The sequence below is a fragment of the Neisseria dumasiana genome (assembly GCF_022870885.1).
Lineage (GTDB): Bacteria > Pseudomonadota > Gammaproteobacteria > Burkholderiales > Neisseriaceae > Neisseria > Neisseria dumasiana.
In genome coordinates this window covers 373985-398266 of record NZ_CP091509.1, presented here as the reverse complement: position 1 = coordinate 398266, position 24282 = coordinate 373985, and the positions used below count along the sequence as shown (strand labels likewise).

Sequence of the window (24282 nt, the reverse complement as noted above, 5' to 3'; positions counted from 1 at the left end):
GGCAAAATGCCAAGCATCGCACTATACCATGACGTGTTTAGAAATTTCAAGGAAAATTTATTTAAGCGTAAATACTTATGTTTATTCGACACACTCAAACTGTTCAAAACTATTCAAACGAAGTATTCACGCGAACTTACCAAGGCTTTTTTCAACTAAGCATGTGACAACGATGTTTGACAATGCATGGAATCAACACATGCAAAAAATTTAAAACAAAACCATTACGCTTATGAGATTTCCGGCGGCTTGAACACTAAGAACCCACACCTCAATCCATGTTGACTTAAATCAGCAATCTGCTATTCAAACACCCTTAGAATACTTTGAGACAAATTTTACAAAAACAAATTAAACGAAACTTCAAATCAACAAATTTCTTATCTTCCAAACTCTTAAATACAAGGATTTATATATGGAAAATTGGACCCAAACTTTAGGCACGGGCGAATTGCTCGGCATTGCGGCCGGGGCGATTCTGCTGATTTTGGTGCTGATCATCAAATTCCGCGTGCACGCCCTGCTGACTTTAATGATCGTCAGCCTACTTACTGCAATTGCCACCGGCCTGCCGATGGGCAGTATCGTAGGCGATGTATTGGTGAAAAGTTTCGGCGGCACACTCGGAAATGTGGCTTTGCTGGTGGGCCTGGGCGCGATGCTCGGCCGTTTGGTGGAAACATCGGGCGGAGCGCAATCGTTGGCCGATGCTTTGGTGAGGGCGTTCGGTGAGAAACGTGCGCCTTTTGCCTTAGGCGTGGCTTCCTTGATTTTCGGTTTTCCGATTTTTTTTGATGCCGGTTTGGTGGTGATGCTGCCGATTGTGTTTGCCACCGCCCGCCGCATGAACGCACCGGTTCTGCCTTACGGCTTGGCTTCCATCGGCGCATTTTCGGTAATGCACGTGTTTCTGCCGCCGCATCCGGGGCCGATTGCCGCGTCCGAATTTTACGGTGCCAGCATCGGCCACGTGCTGCTGCTCGGTTTGCCGCTGGCCTTCATCACTTGGTATTTCAGCGGTTATCTGTTGGGTCAGTTTCTTGGCCGCCGCATTCATGTGCCGGTGCCGGACTTGCTCAGCGGCGGCAAACAGGATGACGACGAGCCTAAAACACCTGCCAAAGCCGGCACGGTTATCGGGATTATGCTGATTCCGATGTTGCTGATTTTCCTCAACACCGGCTTAGCCACGCTGATTGCCGAAAAAATGGTCGACGGCAACGCCGAATGGGTAAAAACCCTGCGTATGATCGGTTCGACACCGGTTGCGCTGCTGATTTCGGTATTGGTTGCGATGTTCGTGCTGGGGCGTAAACGCGGCGAAAAAGCGTCGGCACTCGAAAAAACCATCGACGGCGCACTCGGCCCCGTTTGCTCGGTGATTCTGATTACCGGTGCGGGCGGTATGTTCGGCGGCGTGCTGCGTGCTTCCGGCATTGGTCAGGCTTTGGCCGACAGCATGGGGCAACTGGGTATTCCCGTATTGCTGGGCTGCTTCTTGGTGGCCTTGGCTCTGCGTATCGCGCAAGGTTCGGCAACCGTGGCTTTAACCACTGCCGCCGCGCTGATGGCACCGGCGGTTGCCGCAGCCGGATTCAGCGATTGGCAGCTTGCCGCGATCGTATTGGCTACTGCCGCCGGTTCGGTGGGCGTGAGCCACTTCAACGATTCCGGCTTTTGGCTGGTGGGCCGCCTGCTGGATATGGATGTTCCCACTACGCTGAAAACGTGGACGGTCAATCAAACCCTGATTGCCATTATCGGCTTTGCTTTGTCGGCTTTGGCATTCAGCGTGTTGTAATAATAAAGGAGTGTCGAGATGAGCAAACCTACCGTGCATTTTGTGGTGATGGGCGTAAGCGGCTGCGGCAAAACCACCGCTGCGGTTGCCCTGCAACAACATTATCGATGCCCTTATGCCGAAGGCGACGATTTCCATTCGCAAGCCAACCGCGACAAAATGGGTTCGGGCATTCCGCTAACCGATGAAGACCGTTACCCGTGGTTGCGCAGCCTGCGCGATTGGATGAGCAGCCAAGCGCAAAGCGGCGAAGCAGTAAGCGTAGTCACATGCTCGGCGTTAAAGCGTGAATACCGCGACATCCTGCGTGAAGCCGAAGGTAAAGTGGTGTTTATTCATCTGGCTCCGCCCCACGATGTCAACTTGGAGCGCATGATGGCGCGTAAAGGCCATTATATGAAAGCAGATATGCTGGCCTCTCAACTTGAAATTTTGGAAGATCTGCAAGCCGATGAAGAAGGTGTGCGTATTGACAGCGCCGACAGCGCGGAAGATGTTCAGGCCGAAATCATCAGCTGGATAAAAGCGCAAAATTTTGTATAACTTCTTTCCAAACCGGAACAGAAAGCCGGAGGCCGTCTGAATATTTTTCAGACGGCCTCCGGCTTTCTTACACAATACGGCTTACATAAACACACCAACAGCCGAAGTAACCAATACGATAATTCCGCCCACAAAAGGCATCATGATTTTACCCAGCAGCCCCGTCATCAACAGAATCAAAATAATCCATGTACCGTAAGGTTCGATTTTATGAAACTGCATCGAAGCTCGGGCAGGCAGGAAGCTGTCGACAAAGCGTCCGCCATCCAGCGGCAGAATCGGAATCATATTCAGCACAAACAGAACGGCATTGATCATCACGCCGTATTTGGCCATTTCGCCCAAAGGATACTGAAACGACTCAGGCACATGCGGCGCCAACACCATCGCCAGCCCCCAGCCGAAAGCCATCACCAAATTAGACAGCGGCCCGGCAATCGCCACCATCCGCAAACCCATGCGCATGTTGCGGAAATTACGCGGCACAATGGGAACCGGCTTGGCCCAGCCGAATAAAAACGGGGTAAACATAAACATCAGCAAAGGCACCACGATTGTGCCGACAGGGTCGATATGCGCCACCGGATTGAGTGTAAGCCTGCCCAGCTGTTCCGCCGTTCGGTCTCCCCAATAGCGTGCAGCATAAGCATGTGCGGCTTCGTGCACGGTAATTGCCAGCAGCACCGGCAACAAGGCAAGTAAAAAGATACTTAAATCGAAATTTTGAAACATGATTTTTAATTTTCCTTTTTGTGTGTGATGCCGTCTGAAAACCCTCAGCCTTACACCTTTGCCGAATCTTATTTTCAGACGGCCCGAACGGTTACGGCCGGCGGTTGGCCACCTTCTGCCAACAACACCTGTGAATTGTTGAGCGGATAAAGCGGCAGATGTGCATACTTCTCTCTGATGGCTTGCGTGGCTTCTACAAAAGGCTCTTCGCCGTCATGAGGCACGATGCAGACATCCAACACACCCAACCCTTGCCGAGTATCGTATTCCGCCCTGCCGACTTCATCCATTTCATGCACATAAGACAGATTTTCGGCCACAATCATGCTGCCCGCCGATTCGCCGATATACGGTTTACCGGAAGCGATTTCCTCCGCCAATACCTTATCTGCCTGCTTTTGCCGCAATTGTGCCAGCAAATAAAAAGTATTGCCGCCACTCACATAAATATAGTCGCTACGGTGAAGTTTGCGGGCGATTTCTTCGGCACTCAACGCCGCCACATCAACCATATCGATTTCCACACCCCACGAATGCCAAATGCGGCGTGCCTCTTCAACATAAAAATCTACGGCTTCCACATCCGCCGCAGTAGCGATAAAACCCACACTTCTGCCCTGCATCGGCTCGCCGAGAAACGGCGGTAACAACGATGCGGTTTGCGCAAAATAAGCAGTTAAAAACAGTTTCATCATGCCCCTCTCAATATGCTTTCAGGCTGGCAGGCAATGCCATTTATTTTCAGACGGCCTTAACGTTTTCAAGGCAAAACTTCTGGCATTTCGACCCAAGCCACCGTTATAACAACGCATTTAACAGGCTCTTACAAACCAAACAAAGCCTTATCGCCTTTGCCTTCCCGAATCAGCTCCACGCCATCGGTCATGTCGATTACCGTAGTCGGATCGGTACCGCACCAACCGCCGTCGATCACCAAATCCACCGTGTGTTCCAAACGGTCGCGGATTTCATACGGGTCGGTTAGCGGTTCGTCGTCTTCCGGCAACATCAGGGTACAACTTAATAACGGCTCGCCCAATTCGGCCAGCAACGCCAAAGCAATTTTGTTGTCGGGCACGCGTAAGCCGATGGTTTTACGCTTGGGGTGCAGCGTGCGGTTAGGCACTTCTTTGGTGGCCTGCAAAATAAAGGTATAACTGCCCGGCGTGGCCGCTTTCAACTGGCGGAACTGGCTGTTATCAACTTTGGCATAAGTGCCCAGTTCGCTTAAGTCGGCACACATCAAAGTAAGGTGGTGTTTCTGATCGATTTTACGGATATTCAACACCCGCTCCATTGCTTCTTTATCACCCAAATGGCAGCCCAGCGCATAACAGGAATCGGTAGGATAAGCGATAACCCCGCCTTTTCTAATAATCTCCACCGCCTGTTTAATCAAACGCTCTTGCGGATTATCGGGGTGGATCGCGAAAAATTGTGCCATATTGCGTTCCTTGCTTATTTATCGGTATCAAATGTTTTAGAAACAGAATTATATAATGAATAAGGCCGTCTGAACCTATTCAGACGGCCTCCCTAATCCATCAACCGGTATTAACGGCGGCGCGGTTTACAGCTCTTGAAAAGAATGTCCTGACCGGGCGAAGTAATCATGATCGAATTACGGCGGTGGTTGGAACGATCCAAATAACCGGTGCTCAACTTGAAGTTGTTTTCATCGCCGAACACAGTATCAACATTGTCTGAAGCATTCAGGTTAATCGGCATATAGCGGGTTTTGCCGTTCATGTAGGCAGAAGCGTAAACAGGCAGGTTTTGCTTGTTGAAACCGTAAGTTACTTTTACTTTTTTACCTTGTTGGCAAGTATAGCTCACAGAAGATTTGCGTACGGCCTGACCGGCATCCGCATGAGCAACACCGGCAACCAATGTAGCCGCTACCAATAACGCAGTAGATAAGATTTTCATATGCTTTTCTTTCATCAAAATTAAGATATTCGGCATACTCTGCATATTCCCGGCAACGGGGCAGCGAATGCATGCGGCGGATTATAGGTTTGTTCGGTTTTATGAAAAGACAGCCAAATGTAATTTTGAGTAAGACAAAATCAACCCATTGATATATATAAATTTATTTAAATATTTGCACGAATAATAAGCCGTTTTTGCTGTTGCACACCGGCATCACCGCCACATTTCCGCACCATTTTCACACCGTTTCCGGCCAGGCGGCCTTGCATAAACAGCAACTCTTACCGCTTATTAAACCGCCCTAAACTCTTCCCATACCGGCCGGCAGATATCCGGCAGTTCGGGGCAGGCACCCAATATCCCGCCGCTGTAATCGTTTAAACGGTGAAAATCGCTGCCTGCACTTGCCAGCAAGCCGTAGCGTTGCGCCAGCAAAGCATAATTCAAACGGTCGTTTTTATCGCAATTGCCGCTATGCACTTCAATGCCCTGCCCGCCCAAAGCTTTAAACTCTTCAAAAAGATTGCGCTTGGCCGTTGCCGAAAAACCATAGCGCATCGGATGGGCAATCACCGCCATACCGCCCGCGCCGTTAATGGCCGCCACACATTCCTCCAACGCAGCCCATTCGTGCGGCACCGAAGCAGGTTTGCCGTCGCCCAAATATTTGGTAAACGCCTGCTGCTTGTTGCGCACATGGCCTTCGTTAATCAGAAATTCCGCAACATGAGTGCGGCTGACCATTTCAGGGTTCGCCGCCAAAGCCAACGCCCCTTCATACGCACCGCTTATGCCCTTCTTTTCCAACTTCGCAGCAATCGCTTCCAAGCGTTTCAGACGGCCTGTGCGCACTTTGGCCAACAGATTTTGCAACGCCTCGTTGTGTTCATCGAAATCCAGCCCGACGATATGTATCGTGCGCTTGCGCCACGTTACCGAAACCTCCACCCCATTGATAAAACGCATGCCGAGCTTTTCCGCTTCGGCACGCGCTTCGGCAAGCCCGCCGGTATGGTCGTGGTCGGTCAACGCCAACATAGTGCAGCCGTTGGCATGCGCCAAACGCGTAACCTCGGCCGGGCTTAACAGGCCGTCTGAAATATGAGAATGGCAATGGAGGTCTATCATGATTGGAGATTTAATGTGCGCAAAGATAAAGATGGCGCGCATCTTAGCATAGATGCTCGGTTAATCAATTTTCGCGATATAACGTATCCAAATGCCATTGCAGCGGATTATTTGCAATGTATTCGGCAATACGGAAATAGTCCGTTTCGTTTCGGATTACATGATCATAAAAACCACGTTGCCAAAGTTTACCTTCAAACGCAGGCCATCCACTTTCTTTTACTCCCCGTATGTAACGGTTGGTGCTGACTATTTTCATCCATTGCACAACTTCAGACAAACCCACGCCACCACAGCGGTTTACCCAAATAAAATGGATATGGTTAGGCATAACCACATATTTATCCAAATACCCACCTTCAAAATGCCCGCTCAATTCGCACAAAACATCCCGTACCATTTCACCTGCGCGGTTAAGTAGCATCACACCATCTTCCACCCTACCGAAAACATTATGGCGGCCGTGAATACACAGCGTTACAAAATAACCGCCTACCGCAGCGTAATCATAATTAGGCAAGCGCATTCCGCGTCTGGCCGGCCAAAGCTCTGCCATATGTAATTCCCCTTTTGATTGATAAACATGTCTACGCTGTCCGAACCTTCAACACAGGCATATCATCCCCAAAACATTTCTGATTTTCTCCGCGCATTGCCGTAAACCATACACGGGCGGATGTGTGTCGCCCCTACAAAAGTGCGGTTATTCTTTCAGACGGCATCATCTATGCTCAAGGAATTGTAATTGTTTTTTCAGACGGCCTGCCCGTAGGGGCGGATTGCATATCCGCCCGCCGTTTGGCGTTACGGAAACCTTCTTTAAACCAACCGTGCCTGAATCTTGAACCTTCAACACACGCGTATTATCCCCCAACATTTCTGATTTTCTCCGCGCATTGCCGCGAACCATACACGGGCGGATATATAATCCGTCCCCTACAAAAGTGCGGTTATTCTTTCAGACGGCATCATCTATGCTCAAGGAATTGTAATTGTTTTTGGGGCTGAAGTAGATTAGCCCTAAACACCACACCAAAGCCGCAAAGTTTTTAACTGCTGCTTTGGTGTCCCGAAGTTAAAACGAAACTCACATTCTTTCAAGAACAGAGGAAAAGATTTTCGGTCAATTCCGTTGTATTTGCGCAAGACACGTTTCGCCTGATTCCAAAAATTCTCAATGCCGTTGATATGGTTGTGTCGGTCGGCAAACTTTTTGCTGTGATTAATCCTGTGATGGTGAAAACCGCTGACATCCAACACGTCGTAACTGCTCAGGCAGTCCGTATAAACTACGCTATCAGGTGTAATTTTCCTTGTAATAACAGGAAATAAACTTTCCTTTCGGGCATTATTCACTACAACCGTATAAACCTTACCTCCACGTTTAAGGATACCGAAAACCACCACTTTACCTGCTGCTCCCCTACCGCGCTTTCCTTTACGCTTACCGCCGAAATAGCTCTCATCCAATTCTATAGCGCCCTCAAAAACCTGATCTGCTTCCAAAGCCAAATGACGGCTGATAACAAGACGGATTTTACGGTAGAAGAGAATAGCCGTATTGGGCTGAATACCCAAGATATCGGCAGCAGAACGTGCGGTTACTTCCAATACAAAATATTCAAGCAGTTTTCTTTGCAGACTCTTCTTTAACTTACAGTGGGTTATCTTCATTTTGGCAGCCTATCATGACTGCTAATCTACGTCAGCCCCTTGTTTTTTCAGACGGCCTGCCCGTAGGGGCGGATTATATATCCGCCCGCCGTTTGGCATTACGGAAACCTTCTTTAAACCAACCGTGCCTGAATCTTGAACCATCAACACACGCATATCATCCTCAAAACATTTCTGATTTTCCCACGCATTGCCGCAAATCATACACGGGCGGATATGCAATCCGCCCCTACAAAAGTGCGGTTATTCTTTCAGACGGCATCATCTATGCTCAAGGAATTGTAATTGTTTTTTCAGACGGCCTGCCCGTAGGGGCGGATTATATATCCGCCCGCCGTTTGGCGTTACGGAAATCTTCTTTAAACCAACCGTGCCTGAATCTTGAACCTTCAACACACGCGTATCATCCCCCAACATTTCCGATTTTCCCCAAGCATTGCCGGTAACCACGCACGGGCGGATATGCAATCCGCCCCTACGAATGGTGGTTGTGAATGATTTTTTCAGACGGCCTGAGACCTTTGCAAAACCCCCATCTGCGGCGCATTTCTGCGTTGTGCGCTGCTCGCTCGTTTGCCTATCTGTATGATATGTCTGCACTCGCTGTGCTGCTACGCCTTGAACTGCATCCGCATCTGAGGGTTTTGCAAAGGTCTCGGCCTTTCCCTAATGGCCATTAATCCAAAGTCAGCATTCCGTTGCTGCATGCCGATGCAATCAGGTTTTCGTTTAAATCCGATCCGCATTCCCACGTTCCCGTATTCATTGAATAACGCACGCTGATATGGCGGCCTTTGATATTGTCGTTGATGCTGTTGTCTGATTTGAATGTAAGCTTGAGCAAGCAGCGTTTATTGGCCGCATCGGACGACACTTCGATTTTTTCCACATAAGCCCCTTCCCTTACTTCCCCCAAAAACCAAGCCGCCTGATTGTTGCATTGCGCAATGCTGCCGGTGGATACCGCCTCAACTAAAGGCGTTTTCAAACCTTTGAGCAGCGACACCCCTTCGGCACTTTGCGCACGAGCCGTGTAATGACCGTACAGTGGCAGGGCGATGGCAGCCAAAATACCGACAATACCGAGTACTGTCATTAACTCAACCAAAGTGAAACCTTTTATGCTTTTTTTGCTTATCACTTGTTTTCCCTTGAGATATTAATAAAAAGCCCGCATACAGCGGGCTTTTAAGTTCCATATCGAAACTATTATGGTTTAGCTTTTTGGCTGACAAGCTGCAGGAGCGATGTTTTTATCCAAAGAGGTTTCACACTCCCATGCACCTGTGTTAGCAGTAAATTTCATAGTAATTGTTTCACCTGCTACCTTATCGTTGACGCCAGAACCTGCTGCTTTAAATGTTGCTACCAAAGTGCAAACTTGACCTGATGAACTTGCTGCAACTTTTTCTACATATTTTCCAGATTTTACTGCGGCAGTAAACCAAGCCGGATCAGTATTCTTGTTAGCTGATGAATCAATTGCGGACGTTGGGCAAGCGACTCCCATACTTGTAGAAGCAACCGCTTCAATCAAAGGCGTTTTCATACCGCCCAACAAATCATAACCCTCGGTTGCTTGTGCGCGGGCAGTGTAGTCGCCGTACATCGGCAGAGCAATCGCTGCCAAAATACCGATAATCGCTACAACGATCATCAACTCGATCAAAGTAAAACCTTTTTGCATTGCTTTCATGTTTAAAACTCCAGTTTGAAAAATTAAAAAATGAGTAACGTGTTATATATAGTTATGTAACCGTAATGTGTTTGGCACGGTGTGTTCGCCGTGTTACTGCTTTGCTGCCACTACGAAATAAGAAGGATACGTTTTCTGCTGCGGCACTGCCGTTTGCAGATGTTATGTATTAAGCAAAGTTTGTGCCAAGTTTGGTAATTTTTGAAAATTAAATTTTATATTATTGATATTTATATATTTTAATTTTATGTGTTGAGCATTTTATGATTTAATCATTATGTTTTTTGAATAATTTTTAAAAATCAACCTGCCGTTTTTTGTCGTTTATTTGCCCCAAAGCGCAAGGCAGGGTTTATTATTTTGTCATGTGACGTTTTTTGTCGGGATGTAACGCGGCATGGTCGGGGAACAAGCGTAGGTCGGATACTGGTATCCGACAAAACGGTTGTTATCACGGAAATGTTTAATCATCGTGATAATGCATAAACATCGGATTCGAGAATCCGACCTACAAAGGAAACCGTTTTTTTCAGACGGCCATGTTTGATTCGTAGGGGCGGATTGTATATCCGCCCGTATGCGGATTGAGGGAAATGTATTGAGAAAAACGCCAACCTTATAAGCTGTTTACGATGCCGTCGGCGCCTGCGGCTTGGGCGAGTTTGTATAAAATTTCTTGGGGCATATCGCCGTGCCACAGGCGGGTGATGTTGGCGATAACGGGCAGATGGCTTACGCGGCGCACGCGCACGATGGCATCTACGTCTAGGCGGTAGGTGTGTTCCGGCTCGAAGCTGAGGGTGCCTGCTTCGCCGAGAATGATATGGTGGTTGCCGCGCAAGGCGATGTGTTCGGCGGCAACCAGCCATTCGTCGGCGCGGTGGTGTTTGTCTTTACATAATACAACGGGGGTATTCAGACGGCCTACTTCGTCTTGAAGGGCGCGGTTGCTCATGAGTTCGCCGCCGAGATAGAGGATGTCGGCTTCGGCATCCAGTGTGGGGGCGAGCTGACGCACGTCTCGGATGCGCACGATAACGGGTTTGCCTGCCGCATGGTGTTTGGCCACTTCGGCCTGCATGGCGCGGATTTGCTCGTGTTCGTTATGGGCAACGGCATCGGTATAGGGGCGGGCGGGCAGGTAGAAGGGGTCGGCAAATGCCATATCGGCTTTGCCGGATTGTTGCGGGTTGGCGGTAATATCTAGCATTTTGCCGCCGCCGATGGATACGCCGCGCACGGTAATCACGGTGTTTTCAGGGCTGGTTTCGCGGCTGATGATTTTCCATTCGTTGAGCACGCGGATGGCTCGTTCGACTCCGTTTAGGCGTTCCAATTCGTTGGGGTGAAACACGCGCTCGTCGCCGACCGCGCCGATAATGGTGCGCTCTTCTCCGCGCGAAACGTGTTCCTGCAAACCTCTGCTGCGGATAAATTGGATTACGCTTTCGACTGCTTCGGGCGCAGCCTGTTTCTGCATCACAATAATCATCATACGCTCCGAATATTAAAGGCCGCGTGCGTCACTCTTATATATATGTATATAGGATGTATGGCACGATGAGCGGTTGCGGCTGTTAGTGAAATTTTCCAACCGTGGCGGCGAAGCGGTGCCGTTTCGCCATTCGCTGCCGTTCGTGCCGAATAGTAGCAATATTCGGCTTTATCCGCTACCAAACGATGTTTCAGACGGCCTATATGCTATACTTCAAGCATCTCTTTTTATTCTTTTATCATGGTTAAACTCTTCCGCTCCGGAAAATTTTGGCTGCGTTTTTCTGTATACGGCATGATTGCGCTGGCCTCTTCCGTGCTTATCGCCCAAGGTTTTCTGCATTATCTGTTCGACAGCCGGCACATTCAGGCTTGGGCAGATGAAGCGGTGCGGGGCAGCGGCCGCACGGTGCGTTTCAGCAGTGAGATCGGCCGTTCGTGGCTGCCCCGCCCTACCGTTACGCTGTATGATGTGGCAGTGAGCAAGCCCAACAGCACGGCATCGGCTCTGCACGCCAAAGAAATGCGCATCGGGTTGGCATGGAGCAATCTTTGGAGCGACAAGGCGGTTATTGAAAAATGGGTGGTAAAAGAAGCGGATGCGCAAGCCAATCAGCAGCCCGACGGCGTGTGGAGCTTTCAGGATTTATGGAAAACGTCCGGCCGCGCGGCACAAATAAACAGGGTGGTCATTGAAAACAGCCGTCTGAACATAGGCACGCCCGACGCGCATTACGACACCCGAAATTTCAATTTAAACTTAAGCGGCGAATCTGAATCTTCGCGCACGTTTACCTTAAACGGAACAACACACCATAATAAACATCAACCTTTCAGCTGGCACAGCACAGGCCGTCTGAATATCAACGGCAGCGAATGGCTTTTCCCTGCCGTTCATGTAGATGCCACCCTGCCTGCAGGCAATGAAACCACTTCGTTTGCCGCCGATGCCGACCTTACTTGGCAGCCGAAAAACCACACCTTGCAAGCCCGCAACCTGCGCCTGCGTGCCGACAGCTCTTTTCACAAACTGCACCTTACCGCGCAAAGCCCAGCCCTGCTTTGGAAGAAAAAACACATCAGCGTGAGCGAAATCAGCGCGGTGTTTACTGCCCGTTCGTCGCCCGAAAGCAGTTGGGACGGCTCTCTGGCACTCTCCCGCATCAGCCTGCGCCCAACCGTGGCCACCATCAGCGAATTTGAATTCAACGGCAGCCATAAAAACCAAACGAAGCAAACCACTTTTAATCTTTCCGGGCCGCTTATCTGGCAAAAAGACACCTTGTTGGAATCGGAAAACTTCAGATTAAGCACCCACCAAGACAGCCTGAAAGCTGCCCCGCGTTCGCGCCTAGTCAGCCAAATGGAAGGCCGTTTCGCCTTGCATAACAACAAAAATTGGACGCTTGATTTAAAAGGCCTGTTTGACCGGCAAAACACAGAAGTTTCCGCCCGCTATACCGCCGCCGGAACAGACACGCCCGCCACACTCCGTGCCACGGTCGGCATGCAGAAACTGTCGCTGCTTCCTTATTGGAGCGATTTCCAAGCCAAAAGCGGCAATCTTTTCCCCGCATTTTTAAATCAAACGGCCATGCCGCAAGTTCATGCCGATATCCGCATCGGCAGCCTGAATATGCCCGGCCTGCAAATGGACGATTTGCAAACCGTGCTTTATGCCGACAACCAACGCATCACGCTCACGAATTTCCGTGCCGGGCTTTACGGCGGCCAAACCGAAGGCGGCATCAGTATCGCCAACACCGATCCGCCGGCCTACCATTTGCAGCAAAACGCACGCGGCGTACAAATCCGCCCGCTTGTGCAAGACTTGCTCGGCTACCACCGCATCGGCGGCATAGGTGATGCAGTAATCGATCTCACGGCAAAAGGCCATAACCGCGAAAGCCTTACCAAAACACTCAACGGCACTTTGCAGCTTAACGTCAGCCAAGGCGCATGGCTGGGCTTGGATATCTCCAATGTTTTGCAAAGTTTGGGCAACAATACTGCCGTTAATAATAAAAACCGCGACATGCAAACGCCCTTCCGCCATTTTTCGCTTACCAGCGAAATCCGCAACGGCGTCGGCACCCATGAAAATGCCGAGCTTACCTCCGACATTTTCAATATCACCAGCAGCGGGCAAACCGATTTCAACGCCCAAACCATGTCGGAAAACATGTTGATACGCAATGTAAAAAACAGCCAAGCCAAGCCCATACCTATCAAAATCAACGGCCCGGTGGACAATCCCTCCGTTACGTTAGACTACAACAAGCTCACTTCAGGCTTGGAAACACCACAAGAAAAACAACGCGCTTTAGCGGAAACCCTGCGCGAGCAGTGGCAATGGTTGAATGCCCCCTCCCAATCGGCATCTGCGCCTTGAAACGGCACATCACTTTTTTCAGACGGCCTCACACGCCTGAACCTACCACCCTCAAAGAAAACCAAACAATTGAATTTCAGAGTATTTTTCTCAATTTTTACCGCCATGAAATATCCGGCTTCATGGCGGTAAAGCAAATTTACACACTCTCCAAAAAAATAACTATAGTTCTACTCTAATTTAGATTTAAATTAGAGTATAATGCCTAATCTAAAAATACCCTACGGCTTGGTGCTTCATCACCTGCCACAGCCGCTCCATAGTCAATCATAAAATCCGCATTTAACTATAAAGGAAACCTATTCATGCAACACAGCTTCGATCCCTTGTTTATTCGCGGCAAATCACTGATTCCGATTGTGCAGGGCGGAATGGGCGTAGGCGTATCCGCTTCCAAACTTTCCAGCGCAGTGGCCCGCGAAAACGGCGTCGGCACGATTGCCAGCGTAGATTTGCGCCATTTGCATGAAGACTTGCTGGCCGAGTCGAAAATCAACCCTTCCGAAGAAAAATACTGCAAACTCAACCATATTGCTCTTGACAGAGAAATCCGCAAAGCGAAAGCAGATGCCGAAGGCAAAGGCATCATTGCCGTAAACGTGATGAAAGCCGTTAAAGACCACCAAGCGTTAGTGCGCCAGGCATGCGAATCGGGCGCAGATGCGATTGTGATGGGCGCGGGCCTGCCGCTTGACCTGCCCGAAATGACTGAAGGCTACCATAAAGATATTGCCTTGCTGCCCATTCTTTCCGAATCGCGCGGCATCAATATTGTGCTCAAACGCTGGATGAAAAAAGGCATACTGCCCGATGCGATTGTGATCGAACACCCCGCACATGCCGCAGGCCATCTCGGCGCAATGACCGTAGACGGCGTGAACGATGAAAAATTCGAGTTCAAACGCGTTATTGAGGAAACCTGCGAAGTTTTTAAAAAACTGGGGCTGGAAAGCGAAAAAATACCTTTGATTCTTGCCGGCGGCATGGCCAATTTCGACAAAATCACCACCGCCTTAAAAGCATGGGGAGCTTCTGCCGTACAAATCGGCACCGCGTTCGCCGTAACCGAAGAAGGCGATGCACACTTAAATTTCAAAAAAACTTTGGCCGGCGCACCGCTTGAGCAAGTCGTCGAATTTATGTCGGTTGCCGGCCTGCCCGCCCGCGGCGTGCGCACTAAATTTCTAGAAAGCTACATCAAACGCGAAGCAAAGCTGCAAGCCAATGCCAAAGCCGATTCACGCCGCTGCACGCAAGGTCTCAACTGCCTTTCCGTATGCGGCCTGCGCGACGGCTTAGATAAAGTGGGTCAATTCTGTATCGACATCCAACTGGCCGCCGCTTGGCGCGGTGAAGTCGATAAAGGCTTATTCTTCAGAGGCAAAGACCCTTTACCCTTCGGAAACGCCATCAAGAGCGTGCGCGAAACAATTCAATATCTCTTGCAAGGCTCCGTCCCCGAAAAGGCATAACTGTTTTTTATTTATAAATATAAAGATGCCGTCTGAAAAGATTTCAGACGGCATCTTTATAAAACAGATATAAACTCAAATATGAGTATTGTAGTATTGGTAAGCATCATCCATATTATCGAACTGATGCAGCCTGCCCGCTTCCAACACCATGGCATTGTCGCAATATTGCTTCATCGCACTCGGGCTGTGCGACACCAGAATAATCGAGCGGTCTTTACGCTTCTCAAACAGCTCGTAGCGGCATTTTTCCGAAAAACGCGAGTCGCCCACCGCAATCACTTCGTCAATCAGATAACAGTCGAACTCCACCGCCAGCGATAATGCAAATGCCAGCCGTGCCTTCATACCAGAAGAATAGCGTTTTACCGGCTCATACAGATATTGCCCCAGCTCGGAAAACTCTTCCGTAAACGCCTTCACATAATCGATATCAACATTATAAATCCGACAGATAAAGCGCAAATTATCCATACCGGTAAGGCTGCCTTGAAACGCCCCGCTGAACGCCAACGGCCAAGAAATGCTCATCGTGCGTTTAATCTCGCCCTCGGTGGGCGGTTCCACACCGCTGATCAAGCGTATCAGTGTGGATTTGCCCGCCCCGTTCCGGCCTAGGATACCGATTTTTTCGCCTTTTTCGAGCTGAAAATTGATATCCTCCAACACCGTCCGCCAGCCCAATCGTGTCTGATATTTTTTATACACATGTTCAACAGAAATCATTGGGGTTCCACCCCCTTGCTGAATTTAGCCACCATTGCCAATCCTATCCACAACATGACCAAATTGCACAATAACAAATACCACGGGTTTTCCAACGTATTTGCCGCACTGCCGAAATAACCCTGCCGGAACATTTCCGTACCGTGTACCATCGGAATCCACTTAAAATAAGACTGAATTTGATAAGGCAAAGAAGATAGGAAGAAGAAAGCACCTGAAATAGGCAACATAATCAAACTCAAAGTACTCCAAAGTTTACCAAAAACTTCAAATTTAAACGCTATTGAACACACTATCAAACCCAAGCTGAGTGCGAATAAACCCATAAGCACCCATGCCAAAAACATATAAAAAATATCATTTGGAACAGCTACCCATCTCAGTGTAACTAACACTACCATGATAGCAATCTGTGCAACGGTAGCACCTGCTACCTCCAACAACACACGAGCAAATATCGTATCCAATATCTTTACGTTACGGTGATAAAGCAATGTTGCATTGGCTGAAATAGCACCGATCGAACGGCTGGAAGCATTACGCCACATCATTGCCATAGGGTATCCAGTCAGCACGAAAGCCACAATATTTAAAGACGAAAGATGATCAGCTTTTAAAAACTTCCATGCAATTACGATCAAAAGAGTCATCAGTAAAGGTTCTACAAACAACCATAAAAAGCCAATGTTATTCCGCCCGTAACGTGTAATAATCTCGCGCATCAATAGTGCACCGATCACCCTAAGTTGAATCACTAACGATTCTCGAAATGACGTTTCGTGTAGTGCTTTCATCAGTTTTTATGCTCCCTCACGCCTGCAGCAAGCAAGCTGATAATCCCGTAAAGTATCAAACCGATAAAAAATGTTGCAATGATGTTATAAAACCGGCGCGGCCTTTCCGCCATATCCGGCTGACTTGGTTGGGAAACAATTTCTAAATATAACTGCTTCCGATCAGCCTCGGCTTTAGCATTTTCCAGAGAAACAATCGCGGCTGCCAGCTGCTTTTCAGCCAACTCATTTTCAAGAAACAAACGCTGATAGGCCGCCGCTTTGGCGGCAATAGAAGTATCGGAGCTACCTAAAATCGTCTGCATCTGCTGCTTGATTTCCCGCTTCAGGCTTTTTTCACGCGCCTGTAAACCTGAGATTTGAGGGTTTTCCGGTGTAATGGCCTTAACTTGATCCAATTGCGTTTGAATGACGATCAATTCATCCTGAAGTTTCGATACCAAACTCATTTGTGCTTCAGATTGTGTTTTCAAATCGAAAATCCCGTTTTCAATACGGTAAACCGCGATTTCCTCTGCTGCTTTTTTTACCCGCTCTTCCGCTATTGCTACATTTTGCTGTGCCTGCTCAATGGTATCTTTACGCGCACGTGTATTAAGTTTGTTAATTAACTCTTCTCCTTTACTTAACAAAGCAGCGTTAATCTGCCGTGATTCTTGGGCATCAAAAGATTCAACACTTAATACGGAAATACCTGAAATGGGATCAAAATCAATGTTGATTTTATCTTTAAAATATTGATAAAAGGCTTCACTTTCTCCCCATAAGCCAAATCCATTGAAACGACTGAAAATATCCCCTTTCTTTTCGTAATATGCTCGAACAGAAATAGTTCTACCTAACTCATCCAAAGCTGAACGTGATCCCATATACTCTCTTACTGTATAAGTATCGTCTTGGGAACGACTAAAACCGGCTCCTTGCAACAATGCTCCGATACCGGATACAGAAGGTTGATTATGTGCCGCGCGCACTACAAAACTGGATTCCGAAACGTATCTGTCCGAAGCCCAAATAGAAAAATATACTGTGGCACATATCGTCGGTAAAATAACAATAGCCCAAAAAAGTTTACTGAACTTTTTTTTCAACCATCGCTTCTTCTTTGGTTTATTCACTTTCTCAGCCGGTTGTTGTACCACTTGTGATTTCACAACTTCCGATTGACCACTTTTCAATATATCCGTTTTTTCTTGTTCAAGCATTTTGCATGTTCCCCGGTTAATTACCTAAATTATTGATACTGCCAACACCACTAACTACCGGTGAAAACACAAATTGCAAAAACTTCTGCATTTCCGCCAACGGTGAATTTGCCACATACAAAATATCTTTGTCTTGCATAGGGAACTTCTGAATCCAAAACAATGATCGGGCATCTGATAAGTCTATGCGGTACACAACCGGTATATCCGATTCCGATTTATATCCTTTTGCGATCCATTTATCTTGCTCTGATGGCTTCAACAGCGATAAAGGCTGATAACGGAACACAAACACACCTTGTGCAGCAGCTCTACGGTCTGAAGTTCCACCCACCAGCCCCAAAGCTTCAGCTAAGCTCAAACCCTTTGCAGCAAACCGGAATTGCTGCACTTTCCCTACCGCTCCCAATGCGGTAAAACTGAGAGGGTTTGAATGCAAGGTCACAACATCCCCTGTTTCCAGTAACACATTTTCCGAAGGCTTTTCGATCAATGTCTCGAATGCCAGCGTTTTCACTACCCCTTTTCGAGTCAGTTGTACAGACACGTCCCGCACATTATCAGCCACGCCACCGGCCGCCGCTACAGCATCCAAAACGCGCTCACCATGAGCAGTCAACGGCATACGGATAGTATTGCCTGCTTTCACAACCAACACATTAGTCGAATTATTCTTAACCAACCGCACCATAACCTGAGGCTGGTTAGCCATTTTTTTCAGACGGCCTGAAATCTCAGATTGAATAACTGCCGGTGTTTTCCCCTTTACATACACTAAACCTAAAAAAGGTACGCTGATTTTGCCGTCTGATCCCACCATCTGTTCAGGCAATTTCATCACGTGTGCATTTCCCGAGCCTTGCGAAGTCAATACGCCGCCGAACAACAGTGCCGGTGGCGCCTCCCAAATAGCGATATCCAAGATGTCCCCTTCACCTACCGCTCCGGCAGGCCTGTCTAAGTGTTGCAATAAACTCCTAAATGATTGCTTTTCTGCAGAGTTATTCAAACTACCAATAATTGACTCAGACACATCTACCCACTCAACCGCAGGAACAGAGTGACTGGCTGCAGTTTCTTTTAAGGAGATGGTATTACGGTAGGCCGGCCCCGAAGCCGGCAGCGCAGCACATGAAGTAAGCAGAGCAACAACGCAGCCACTTAATAAAAAAAGCGAAAAAATACTTCTATTTATCATAAAAATGCCATTCAAAATCCGAAAAGATTCAATATTTTTCCTATAAATCAACTAATTGAATAAAACTATAATGAAAATCTATTTAAAAATTAAAAATTTAACAATATTAATTTTTTAAAATAATATTTTCAGATACTATACCAAAAAAGATTTTTTTTATATAATATCGAAAAAAAAACATCAAGGGAAAGAAAAATAAGGTTAATATATGTATGCAAAATGCACTTTACTCATACATTTATCATATTGGCTGATTTTTAAATCAGGAAAATACATTAAAAATCAGCCAATAAAAAATTAGAACAAAATCGTCAAATCATTTGTTATATAAAGTTAAGAGAATTTAACAATTTACCTTCCTCCAGTTTTGATTCAACCAACAACAGTACCAAAGGGGATAAGCAAAATGGCTAAAATTATCATCATTGGACATCCTGACTCTAACCATCAGGCAGTAGAAACACTTTTGCACCAACATGGGATGAAACAAGCATTCCCATCCAAACGTGACAGTTTGACTCCCATAGAAATAAACAGACTCCTACTACAGTCTGCCAAATCAACACGGCCATCTGAACGCATTACATCAACAACAAAAAAAATCACACAACGTCAAATCAGCGGCATATGGAATACTTTGGCCATAGACTTATTTTTGAGCAATATGGAGCAGACCTTATGGGGCTGGTCTGACCCACAAGCACTCGAACTACTGGAGTACTGGCGCGATGTCGACACTTCTATACATTTTATTTTAGTGTATGACACACCCCATAGCGTCTTGGTACACCCCGCTCAGCAAACTTTAACCGGCCAAACTCTGGAAAAAAAACTACAAGAATGGTCAGAGTACAACGAAAGCCTTTTGGACTTTTACACCAGCAACCAAGACCGCTGCTTGTTGATCCATAGCGAACAAGCGCAGCGCACGACCAAAAAATACTTAAAACAGATTTCCCGGCACATAGAAGCACCTTGGCAGATCAAAAAAAACAAACCGGCCAAACTGCTTACGCAGTCAACTGAATCCAACAGCACAAGCTCAAGCAATGCCTCACGCCATGACATTCAAAAGGGTTTAACTACATTTCTCGCAGACCTGCTAATTGATAAAAATAGTGAAGCAATGAAGTTATACGAAAAACTGCAACAAAATGCCACCCTGCCACTTAAACCTGCATCAGACAGCACAAATTCCTCCCGTGAAAAAATTTTATGGGCATGGCAGGCAATACTTCATCAACGACAAGAGCAACTGCAGTTGATTACTAATAACCTAACCGGCAAAAACAATCTTGAAATACTTTCAGAACAATTACAGCAAACTGAGAAACAACTTGAAGCAGCCTGCACATCACACAGACAAACCGAACAAAAATTAAAACAGGCAGAAACGCTTACATCTGAATATAAACAAAAGATAGAAGCTGCCTTGCAAACACAAGCACAATTAGAAAGAGAAAAATCGAGCTTGAAAGAAAAACAAACACAATTAGAAAGAGAAAAATCGAATTTGAAAGAAAAAATTGACTCGTTCACCGCAAAATCCGACGCAGCACAGAAAGACATCCTCCGTCTGCAAAACACCCAATCCACATTGGAAGAAGAAAACGCTCTTTTGCTCGAGCAACTCCATCTTGTGCAAGAAAAATTAGAAGAAACACATTTGGAAAAACAGCGTTTGGCAGCACGACCTGTTTATTACGGTGCTGCAGAGCGTGTAAAAAACGAACTGCCTTACCAACTGGGCGCAACTATGATTTATTGCAGCAAAAGTATCGGCGGCTGTTTCAAAATGCCTTTTGCCTTGATTAGAACAACTAAGTTGACCGCAAAACGACAAAAAGAACAAGCTCAAGAACTACCACCGGTTCATTTCTACAACGATGCTGCAGATATTAACCGTGTCCACAAACACCTTTCATACCAACTGGGCCAAAGTTTTTTAGTTTGTGTACGTAACCCTCTAAAATGGATTTTTACACCTTTCGTTTTGGCGAATACGGCGAGACAATTTAAAAGAAATAAAAATAAAGTAGCTGTCTGATTAAACTACTTTTATATATTTTTATTTTGATATAAAAATCAGCATTACGGGAATCTCCCCATGGAAAAAATATTAAGCCGAGCAATTTCCTGCTACAACAATCATAATTTTCAAGATGCCCTACCGTTATTTCGGCAAGCATCTAATATTTATGGAGAAAAAGTCGTCTCCTTGCACATAAAAAAATGCCTTGAAGCATTAAAGGGTAATATCTCGACTAAAGCTATTAATGACAAATCAATCAAAACTGCAGAATCCCAGCAAATTCAAACTATTGATAGCTTAGATCCTGCTACGATCATCTTATTAAATAATCAGGGAGCTTTATCAATTTCAGATTCACAACGTAATCACTTGATAGACACATGGAAACAAATAACCCAACGTAAATCAGAAGATGCCGAACATAAAAAAGTAAGCCTTATTCCATCTGATTGGCCTAAAGATCTGAAACTTGCCCCCTTGCCCGAAGGACCAAATGATTTTCTGTGGTTAAAAAAAAGACAAAGTGTAGACATCAATAATCATGATACAAAAAATAATATTGGCTTATCTGTCATCGTGCCTACATTTAATCGCAACTGGATTTTAGATATTACCTTAGCCTGTTTAGTCAACCAAAAAACCAAATTTTCTTTTGAAGTAATCGTTGCCGATGACGGAAGTCATCAGCAAATAGTTGATGTCGTTAAGAAGTACGAAACGTCTTTAGACATTAAATATGTACGACAGCCAGATAACGGCTATCAATTATGTGCCGTGAGAAATCTGGGGCTAAGGACTGCAAAATATGACTATGTATCCATCTTAGATTGTGACATGGCTCCCAATCCTGAATGGGTGCAGTCCTATCTTGAGCGTTTACTGGAGAATGACAATATCGCTCTGATTGGTCCTAGAAAGTATGTTGATACACACGGTCTATCAGCTAAGGATTTTTTAGCCGATAGAAACCTTGTATCTAATTTACCTGAAACTCAGACTAATAATATAGTCGGTAGCAAACAAAATGGTACTTCTTCTATCGACTGGCGACTAGAGCATTTTGCAAAAACTGACAATCTGCGCCTTTGCGATACTCCTTTCCGTTTTTTTAGCGGGGGCAACGTTGCATTTGCAAAAAAATGGCTAGATATTGCCGGTTGGTTTGATGAAGAATTTACCCATTGGGGCGGAGAAGATAATGAATTCGGCTACCGTCTATTTAAAAAAGGCTGTTTTTTCCAAGCCGTAAACGGTGGTATGGCATATCACCAAGAACCTCCCGGAAAAGAAAACGAAACAGACCGTGAAGAAGGCAAAAAAATTACCATCAATATCGTTAAAGAAAAAGTACCTTATTTTTATCGTAAACCCTCTCCTTTAACGTTGAGTGTGATACATAAAGTACCTTTGGTATCTATCTACATCCCTGCCTACAATTGCTCTACTCATATTGTTCGCTGTGTAGATAGCGCATTAAATCAAACCATTACAGATTTAGAAGTTTGTATTTGCGACGATGGATCGACTGATGATACTTTAGAAGTTTTACACAATCATTATGGTAAAAATCCTCGCGTACGCATTATGACCAAGAAAAACGGAGGTATCGCATCTGCATCAAACGCCGCAGTAAAAATGGCAAAGGGATTTTATATTGGGCAATTGGATTCAGATGACTACCTAGAACCAGATGCCGTTGAGCTTTGTCTGAATGAGTTTATTAAAAACCGGAAATTAGCTTGTGTGTATACAACCAACCGCAATGTAAATCCTGACGGAACATTGATTGCCAAAGGATATAACTGGCCTGAATTTTCACGTGAAAAATTAACCACCGCTATGATTGTCCATCATTTCCGGATGTTTTCAGCACGAGCTTGGTACTTAACAGACGGATTCGATGAAACCATTACCAATGCCGTTGATTACGATATCTACCTAAAATTGAGTGAAGTGGGCGAATTTAAACATTTAAATAAAATTTGCTACAACCGCGTTTTACATGGCGAAAATACTTCGATTAAAAAATTGGGACTTCAAAAAATAAACCATTTCAAAGTAGTTAATGCCTCCTTGAAACGCCAATTCCAAAATACATATGAATACAGCCCTCAAGACTCGGATGATGCAAGTAGAAAATATGTCTTTAAATTAAATCAATAATGGCATGCGGTTTGCTTTTACAACTTAATTACCTTTAGAGAACTATAAAAATGAGAAAAATAACTATCGTCGGTTCGGGATACGTCGGATTATCTAATGCAGTTCTTTTGGCGCAGCATAACGAAGTGGTTGCCTTAGACGTCAATGAAGAAAAAGTAGGCTTACTTAACCGTAAAATATCTCCTATTGTTGATGCCGAAATCGAGCACTATTTGGCCGAAAAGCCTTTGAATTTCAGTGCAACAACAGATAAAGAGCAAGCTTATTGCGGGGCGGATTACATCATCATTTCCACCCCTACCGATTACGACCCTGTCAGCAATTATTTCAATACCGCGTCAGTAGAATCGGTGGTGCGCGATGCTGTTTCCATCAATCAAAATGCAATCATCATCATAAAATCTACCGTACCGGTCGGATTTACAGAGCGGTTAAAACAGGAATTGAATGTAGAAAACATTATTTTTTCACCCGAATTCTTAAGGGAAGGCAAAGCCTTATACGACAACCTTCATCCAAGCCGGATTATTGTTGGCGAGCACTCTGAAAAAGCAAAAAAATTTGCCGAACTGTTACGTGACGCCTCATTGAAACCGGATGCACCCATACTGTTAACCAACAACACAGAAGCAGAGGCCATTAAATTGTTTGCTAACACCTACCTGGCCATGCGTGTTGCTTACTTCAATGAATTAGATACTTACGCAGCAATACACGGCTTGGATACCCAGAAAATCATTGACGGCGTATGCTTGGATTCCCGTATCGGCAAACATTACAACAATCCGAGTTTCGGCTACGGAGGCTACTGCCTGCCCAAAGATACCAAGCAGTTACTCGCCAACTATCAAAATGTACCTCAAAACATGATTCAAGCGATTGTTTCAGCCAATAGTACTCGAAAAGACTTTATCGCAGAAGACATTCTGCGCAGAAAACCTCAAACGGTTGGCATCTACCGCTTGGTAATGAAATCCGGATCCGATAATTTCCGAGCTTCTTCGATTCAAGGCATCATGAAGCGTTTAAAAGCCAAAGGTATCCATGTCATTGTTTACGAACCCGTACTGCAAGAGAGTCATTTTTTCCATTCGCCGGTCATGCACGATTTAGCAGAATTCAAACAACAGGCAGATATCATTGTCGCCAATCGGATCACCGACGACCTGAATGACGTTTTAGATAAAGTGTACAGCCGCGATTTATCGGGCACAGATGCTTGAAGCACCATACAAACTGGCAAGGTAAAAGCAATGCTGAATGGTTTGCTGTACATTTATTTGCGATATTTAATTCAGAC

The 24282-nt window shown here is 46.1% G+C and carries 22 protein-coding genes; 8 read left to right on the top strand and 14 right to left on the bottom strand.

The window, feature by feature from the left end; all coding sequences use genetic code 11:
- Positions 1 to 415: 415 nt before the first annotated feature.
- Entirely contained in the window at positions 416 to 1801 is a 1386-nt protein-coding gene (locus LVJ88_RS01735; protein ID WP_085418789.1) for a GntP family permease, read from the top strand.
- Between the two features lie 18 nt (positions 1802 to 1819).
- Positions 1820 to 2344 (top strand): gluconokinase, encoded by a 525-nt coding sequence (locus tag LVJ88_RS01730; RefSeq protein ID WP_085418788.1) that lies wholly within the window; start codon positions 1820 to 1822, stop codon positions 2342 to 2344.
- An 81-nt stretch (positions 2345 to 2425) separates the two neighbouring features.
- Here the strand turns inward: LVJ88_RS01730 and LVJ88_RS01725 are convergent, their stop codons facing one another.
- From LVJ88_RS01725 to LVJ88_RS01695, 7 genes are all read right to left on the bottom strand, one after another.
- Complete coding sequence (locus LVJ88_RS01725; protein WP_054599872.1) at positions 2426 to 3076, bottom strand: site-2 protease family protein; 651 nt, start codon at positions 3074 to 3076, stop codon at positions 2426 to 2428.
- A 74-nt stretch (positions 3077 to 3150) separates the two neighbouring features.
- Positions 3151 to 3771, bottom strand: coding sequence for a Type 1 glutamine amidotransferase-like domain-containing protein (locus LVJ88_RS01720; RefSeq protein WP_233127625.1), 621 nt, complete (start codon positions 3769 to 3771; stop codon positions 3151 to 3153).
- Between the two features lie 128 nt (positions 3772 to 3899).
- On the bottom strand, positions 3900 to 4520 hold the full coding sequence (locus LVJ88_RS01715) for an L-threonylcarbamoyladenylate synthase (protein WP_054599871.1): 621 nt from the start codon (positions 4518 to 4520) through the stop codon (positions 3900 to 3902).
- 110 nt (positions 4521 to 4630) lie between these two features.
- On the bottom strand, positions 4631 to 5005 hold the full coding sequence (locus tag LVJ88_RS01710) for an ACP-like domain-containing protein (RefSeq protein WP_085363567.1): 375 nt from the start codon (positions 5003 to 5005) through the stop codon (positions 4631 to 4633).
- A gap of 294 nt (positions 5006 to 5299) precedes the next feature.
- On the bottom strand, positions 5300 to 6136 hold the full coding sequence (locus LVJ88_RS01705; RefSeq protein ID WP_085418800.1) for a PHP domain-containing protein: 837 nt from the start codon (positions 6134 to 6136) through the stop codon (positions 5300 to 5302).
- A 64-nt stretch (positions 6137 to 6200) separates the two neighbouring features.
- Entirely contained in the window at positions 6201 to 6692 is a 492-nt protein-coding gene (locus LVJ88_RS01700; RefSeq protein ID WP_085418787.1) for a transposase, read from the bottom strand.
- Between the two features lie 464 nt (positions 6693 to 7156).
- Positions 7157 to 7810 (bottom strand): IS1595 family transposase, encoded by a 654-nt coding sequence (locus LVJ88_RS01695; protein ID WP_244694126.1) that lies wholly within the window; start codon positions 7808 to 7810, stop codon positions 7157 to 7159.
- Positions 7811 to 8304: 494 nt separating this feature from the next.
- On the opposite strand from LVJ88_RS01695, the gene LVJ88_RS01690 reads away from it, so the two are divergent.
- The gene (locus LVJ88_RS01690) at positions 8305 to 8490 is read left to right on the top strand and encodes a signal peptidase (protein WP_085418989.1); all 186 of its coding nucleotides are present in this window, start codon (positions 8305 to 8307) and stop codon (positions 8488 to 8490) included.
- Here the strand turns inward: LVJ88_RS01690 and LVJ88_RS01685 are convergent.
- From LVJ88_RS01685 to LVJ88_RS01670, 3 genes are all read right to left on the bottom strand, one after another.
- Complete coding sequence (locus LVJ88_RS01685) at positions 8487 to 8951, bottom strand: pilin (protein ID WP_269844521.1); 465 nt, start codon at positions 8949 to 8951, stop codon at positions 8487 to 8489. The genes LVJ88_RS01690 and LVJ88_RS01685 overlap by 4 nt on opposite strands.
- Before the next feature lie 75 nt (positions 8952 to 9026).
- Positions 9027 to 9506 (bottom strand): pilin, encoded by a 480-nt coding sequence (locus tag LVJ88_RS01675; RefSeq protein ID WP_085418991.1) that lies wholly within the window; start codon positions 9504 to 9506, stop codon positions 9027 to 9029.
- Positions 9507 to 10122: 616 nt separating this feature from the next.
- Positions 10123 to 10998, bottom strand: coding sequence for a chorismate mutase (locus tag LVJ88_RS01670; RefSeq protein WP_085418992.1), 876 nt, complete (start codon positions 10996 to 10998; stop codon positions 10123 to 10125).
- Between the two features lie 243 nt (positions 10999 to 11241).
- Here LVJ88_RS01670 and LVJ88_RS01665 point away from each other — a divergent pair, with 243 nt between their 5' ends.
- Together LVJ88_RS01665 and LVJ88_RS01660 are read left to right on the top strand one after the other, a co-directional pair.
- On the top strand, positions 11242 to 13392 hold the full coding sequence (locus tag LVJ88_RS01665; RefSeq protein WP_085418993.1) for an AsmA family protein: 2151 nt from the start codon (positions 11242 to 11244) through the stop codon (positions 13390 to 13392).
- Positions 13393 to 13697: 305 nt separating this feature from the next.
- Positions 13698 to 14864 (top strand): NAD(P)H-dependent flavin oxidoreductase, encoded by a 1167-nt coding sequence (locus LVJ88_RS01660; protein ID WP_085355995.1) that lies wholly within the window; start codon positions 13698 to 13700, stop codon positions 14862 to 14864.
- Between the two features lie 75 nt (positions 14865 to 14939).
- On the opposite strand, the gene LVJ88_RS01655 is transcribed toward LVJ88_RS01660, so the two are convergent.
- The 4 genes from LVJ88_RS01655 to LVJ88_RS01640 are packed head-to-tail and all read right to left on the bottom strand — an operon-like array spanning position 14940 to position 18787.
- Entirely contained in the window at positions 14940 to 15590 is a 651-nt protein-coding gene (locus tag LVJ88_RS01655) for an ABC transporter ATP-binding protein (protein WP_085418994.1), read from the bottom strand.
- Positions 15587 to 16384 carry an ABC transporter permease gene (locus LVJ88_RS01650; protein WP_085418995.1) on the bottom strand — a complete coding sequence of 266 codons (798 nt, stop codon included), beginning with the start codon at positions 16382 to 16384 and terminating at the stop codon, positions 15587 to 15589. Before LVJ88_RS01650 ends, LVJ88_RS01655 begins: the two co-directional genes overlap by 4 nt.
- Entirely contained in the window at positions 16384 to 17589 is a 1206-nt protein-coding gene (locus LVJ88_RS01645) for a capsule biosynthesis protein (protein WP_085359782.1), read from the bottom strand. Before LVJ88_RS01645 ends, LVJ88_RS01650 begins: the two co-directional genes overlap by 1 nt.
- 16 nt (positions 17590 to 17605) lie before the next feature.
- Positions 17606 to 18787, bottom strand: a complete 1182-nt coding sequence (locus LVJ88_RS01640) for a polysaccharide biosynthesis/export family protein (RefSeq protein ID WP_085359784.1) — start codon at positions 18785 to 18787, stop codon at positions 17606 to 17608.
- 406 nt (positions 18788 to 19193) lie between these two features.
- Between LVJ88_RS01640 and LVJ88_RS01635 the strand changes: the two genes are divergently transcribed.
- From LVJ88_RS01635 to LVJ88_RS01625, 3 genes are read left to right on the top strand one after another with little or no spacing between them, the layout of a single operon-like run.
- Complete coding sequence (locus tag LVJ88_RS01635; RefSeq protein ID WP_143773683.1) at positions 19194 to 20834, top strand: hypothetical protein; 1641 nt, start codon at positions 19194 to 19196, stop codon at positions 20832 to 20834.
- Positions 20835 to 20894: 60 nt separating this feature from the next.
- Positions 20895 to 22982, top strand: a complete 2088-nt coding sequence (locus LVJ88_RS01630) for a glycosyltransferase family 2 protein (protein WP_085359788.1) — start codon at positions 20895 to 20897, stop codon at positions 22980 to 22982.
- Positions 22983 to 23032: 50 nt separating this feature from the next.
- Positions 23033 to 24205, top strand: a complete 1173-nt coding sequence (locus LVJ88_RS01625; protein WP_085355988.1) for a nucleotide sugar dehydrogenase — start codon at positions 23033 to 23035, stop codon at positions 24203 to 24205.
- Positions 24206 to 24282 lie beyond the last annotated feature (77 nt).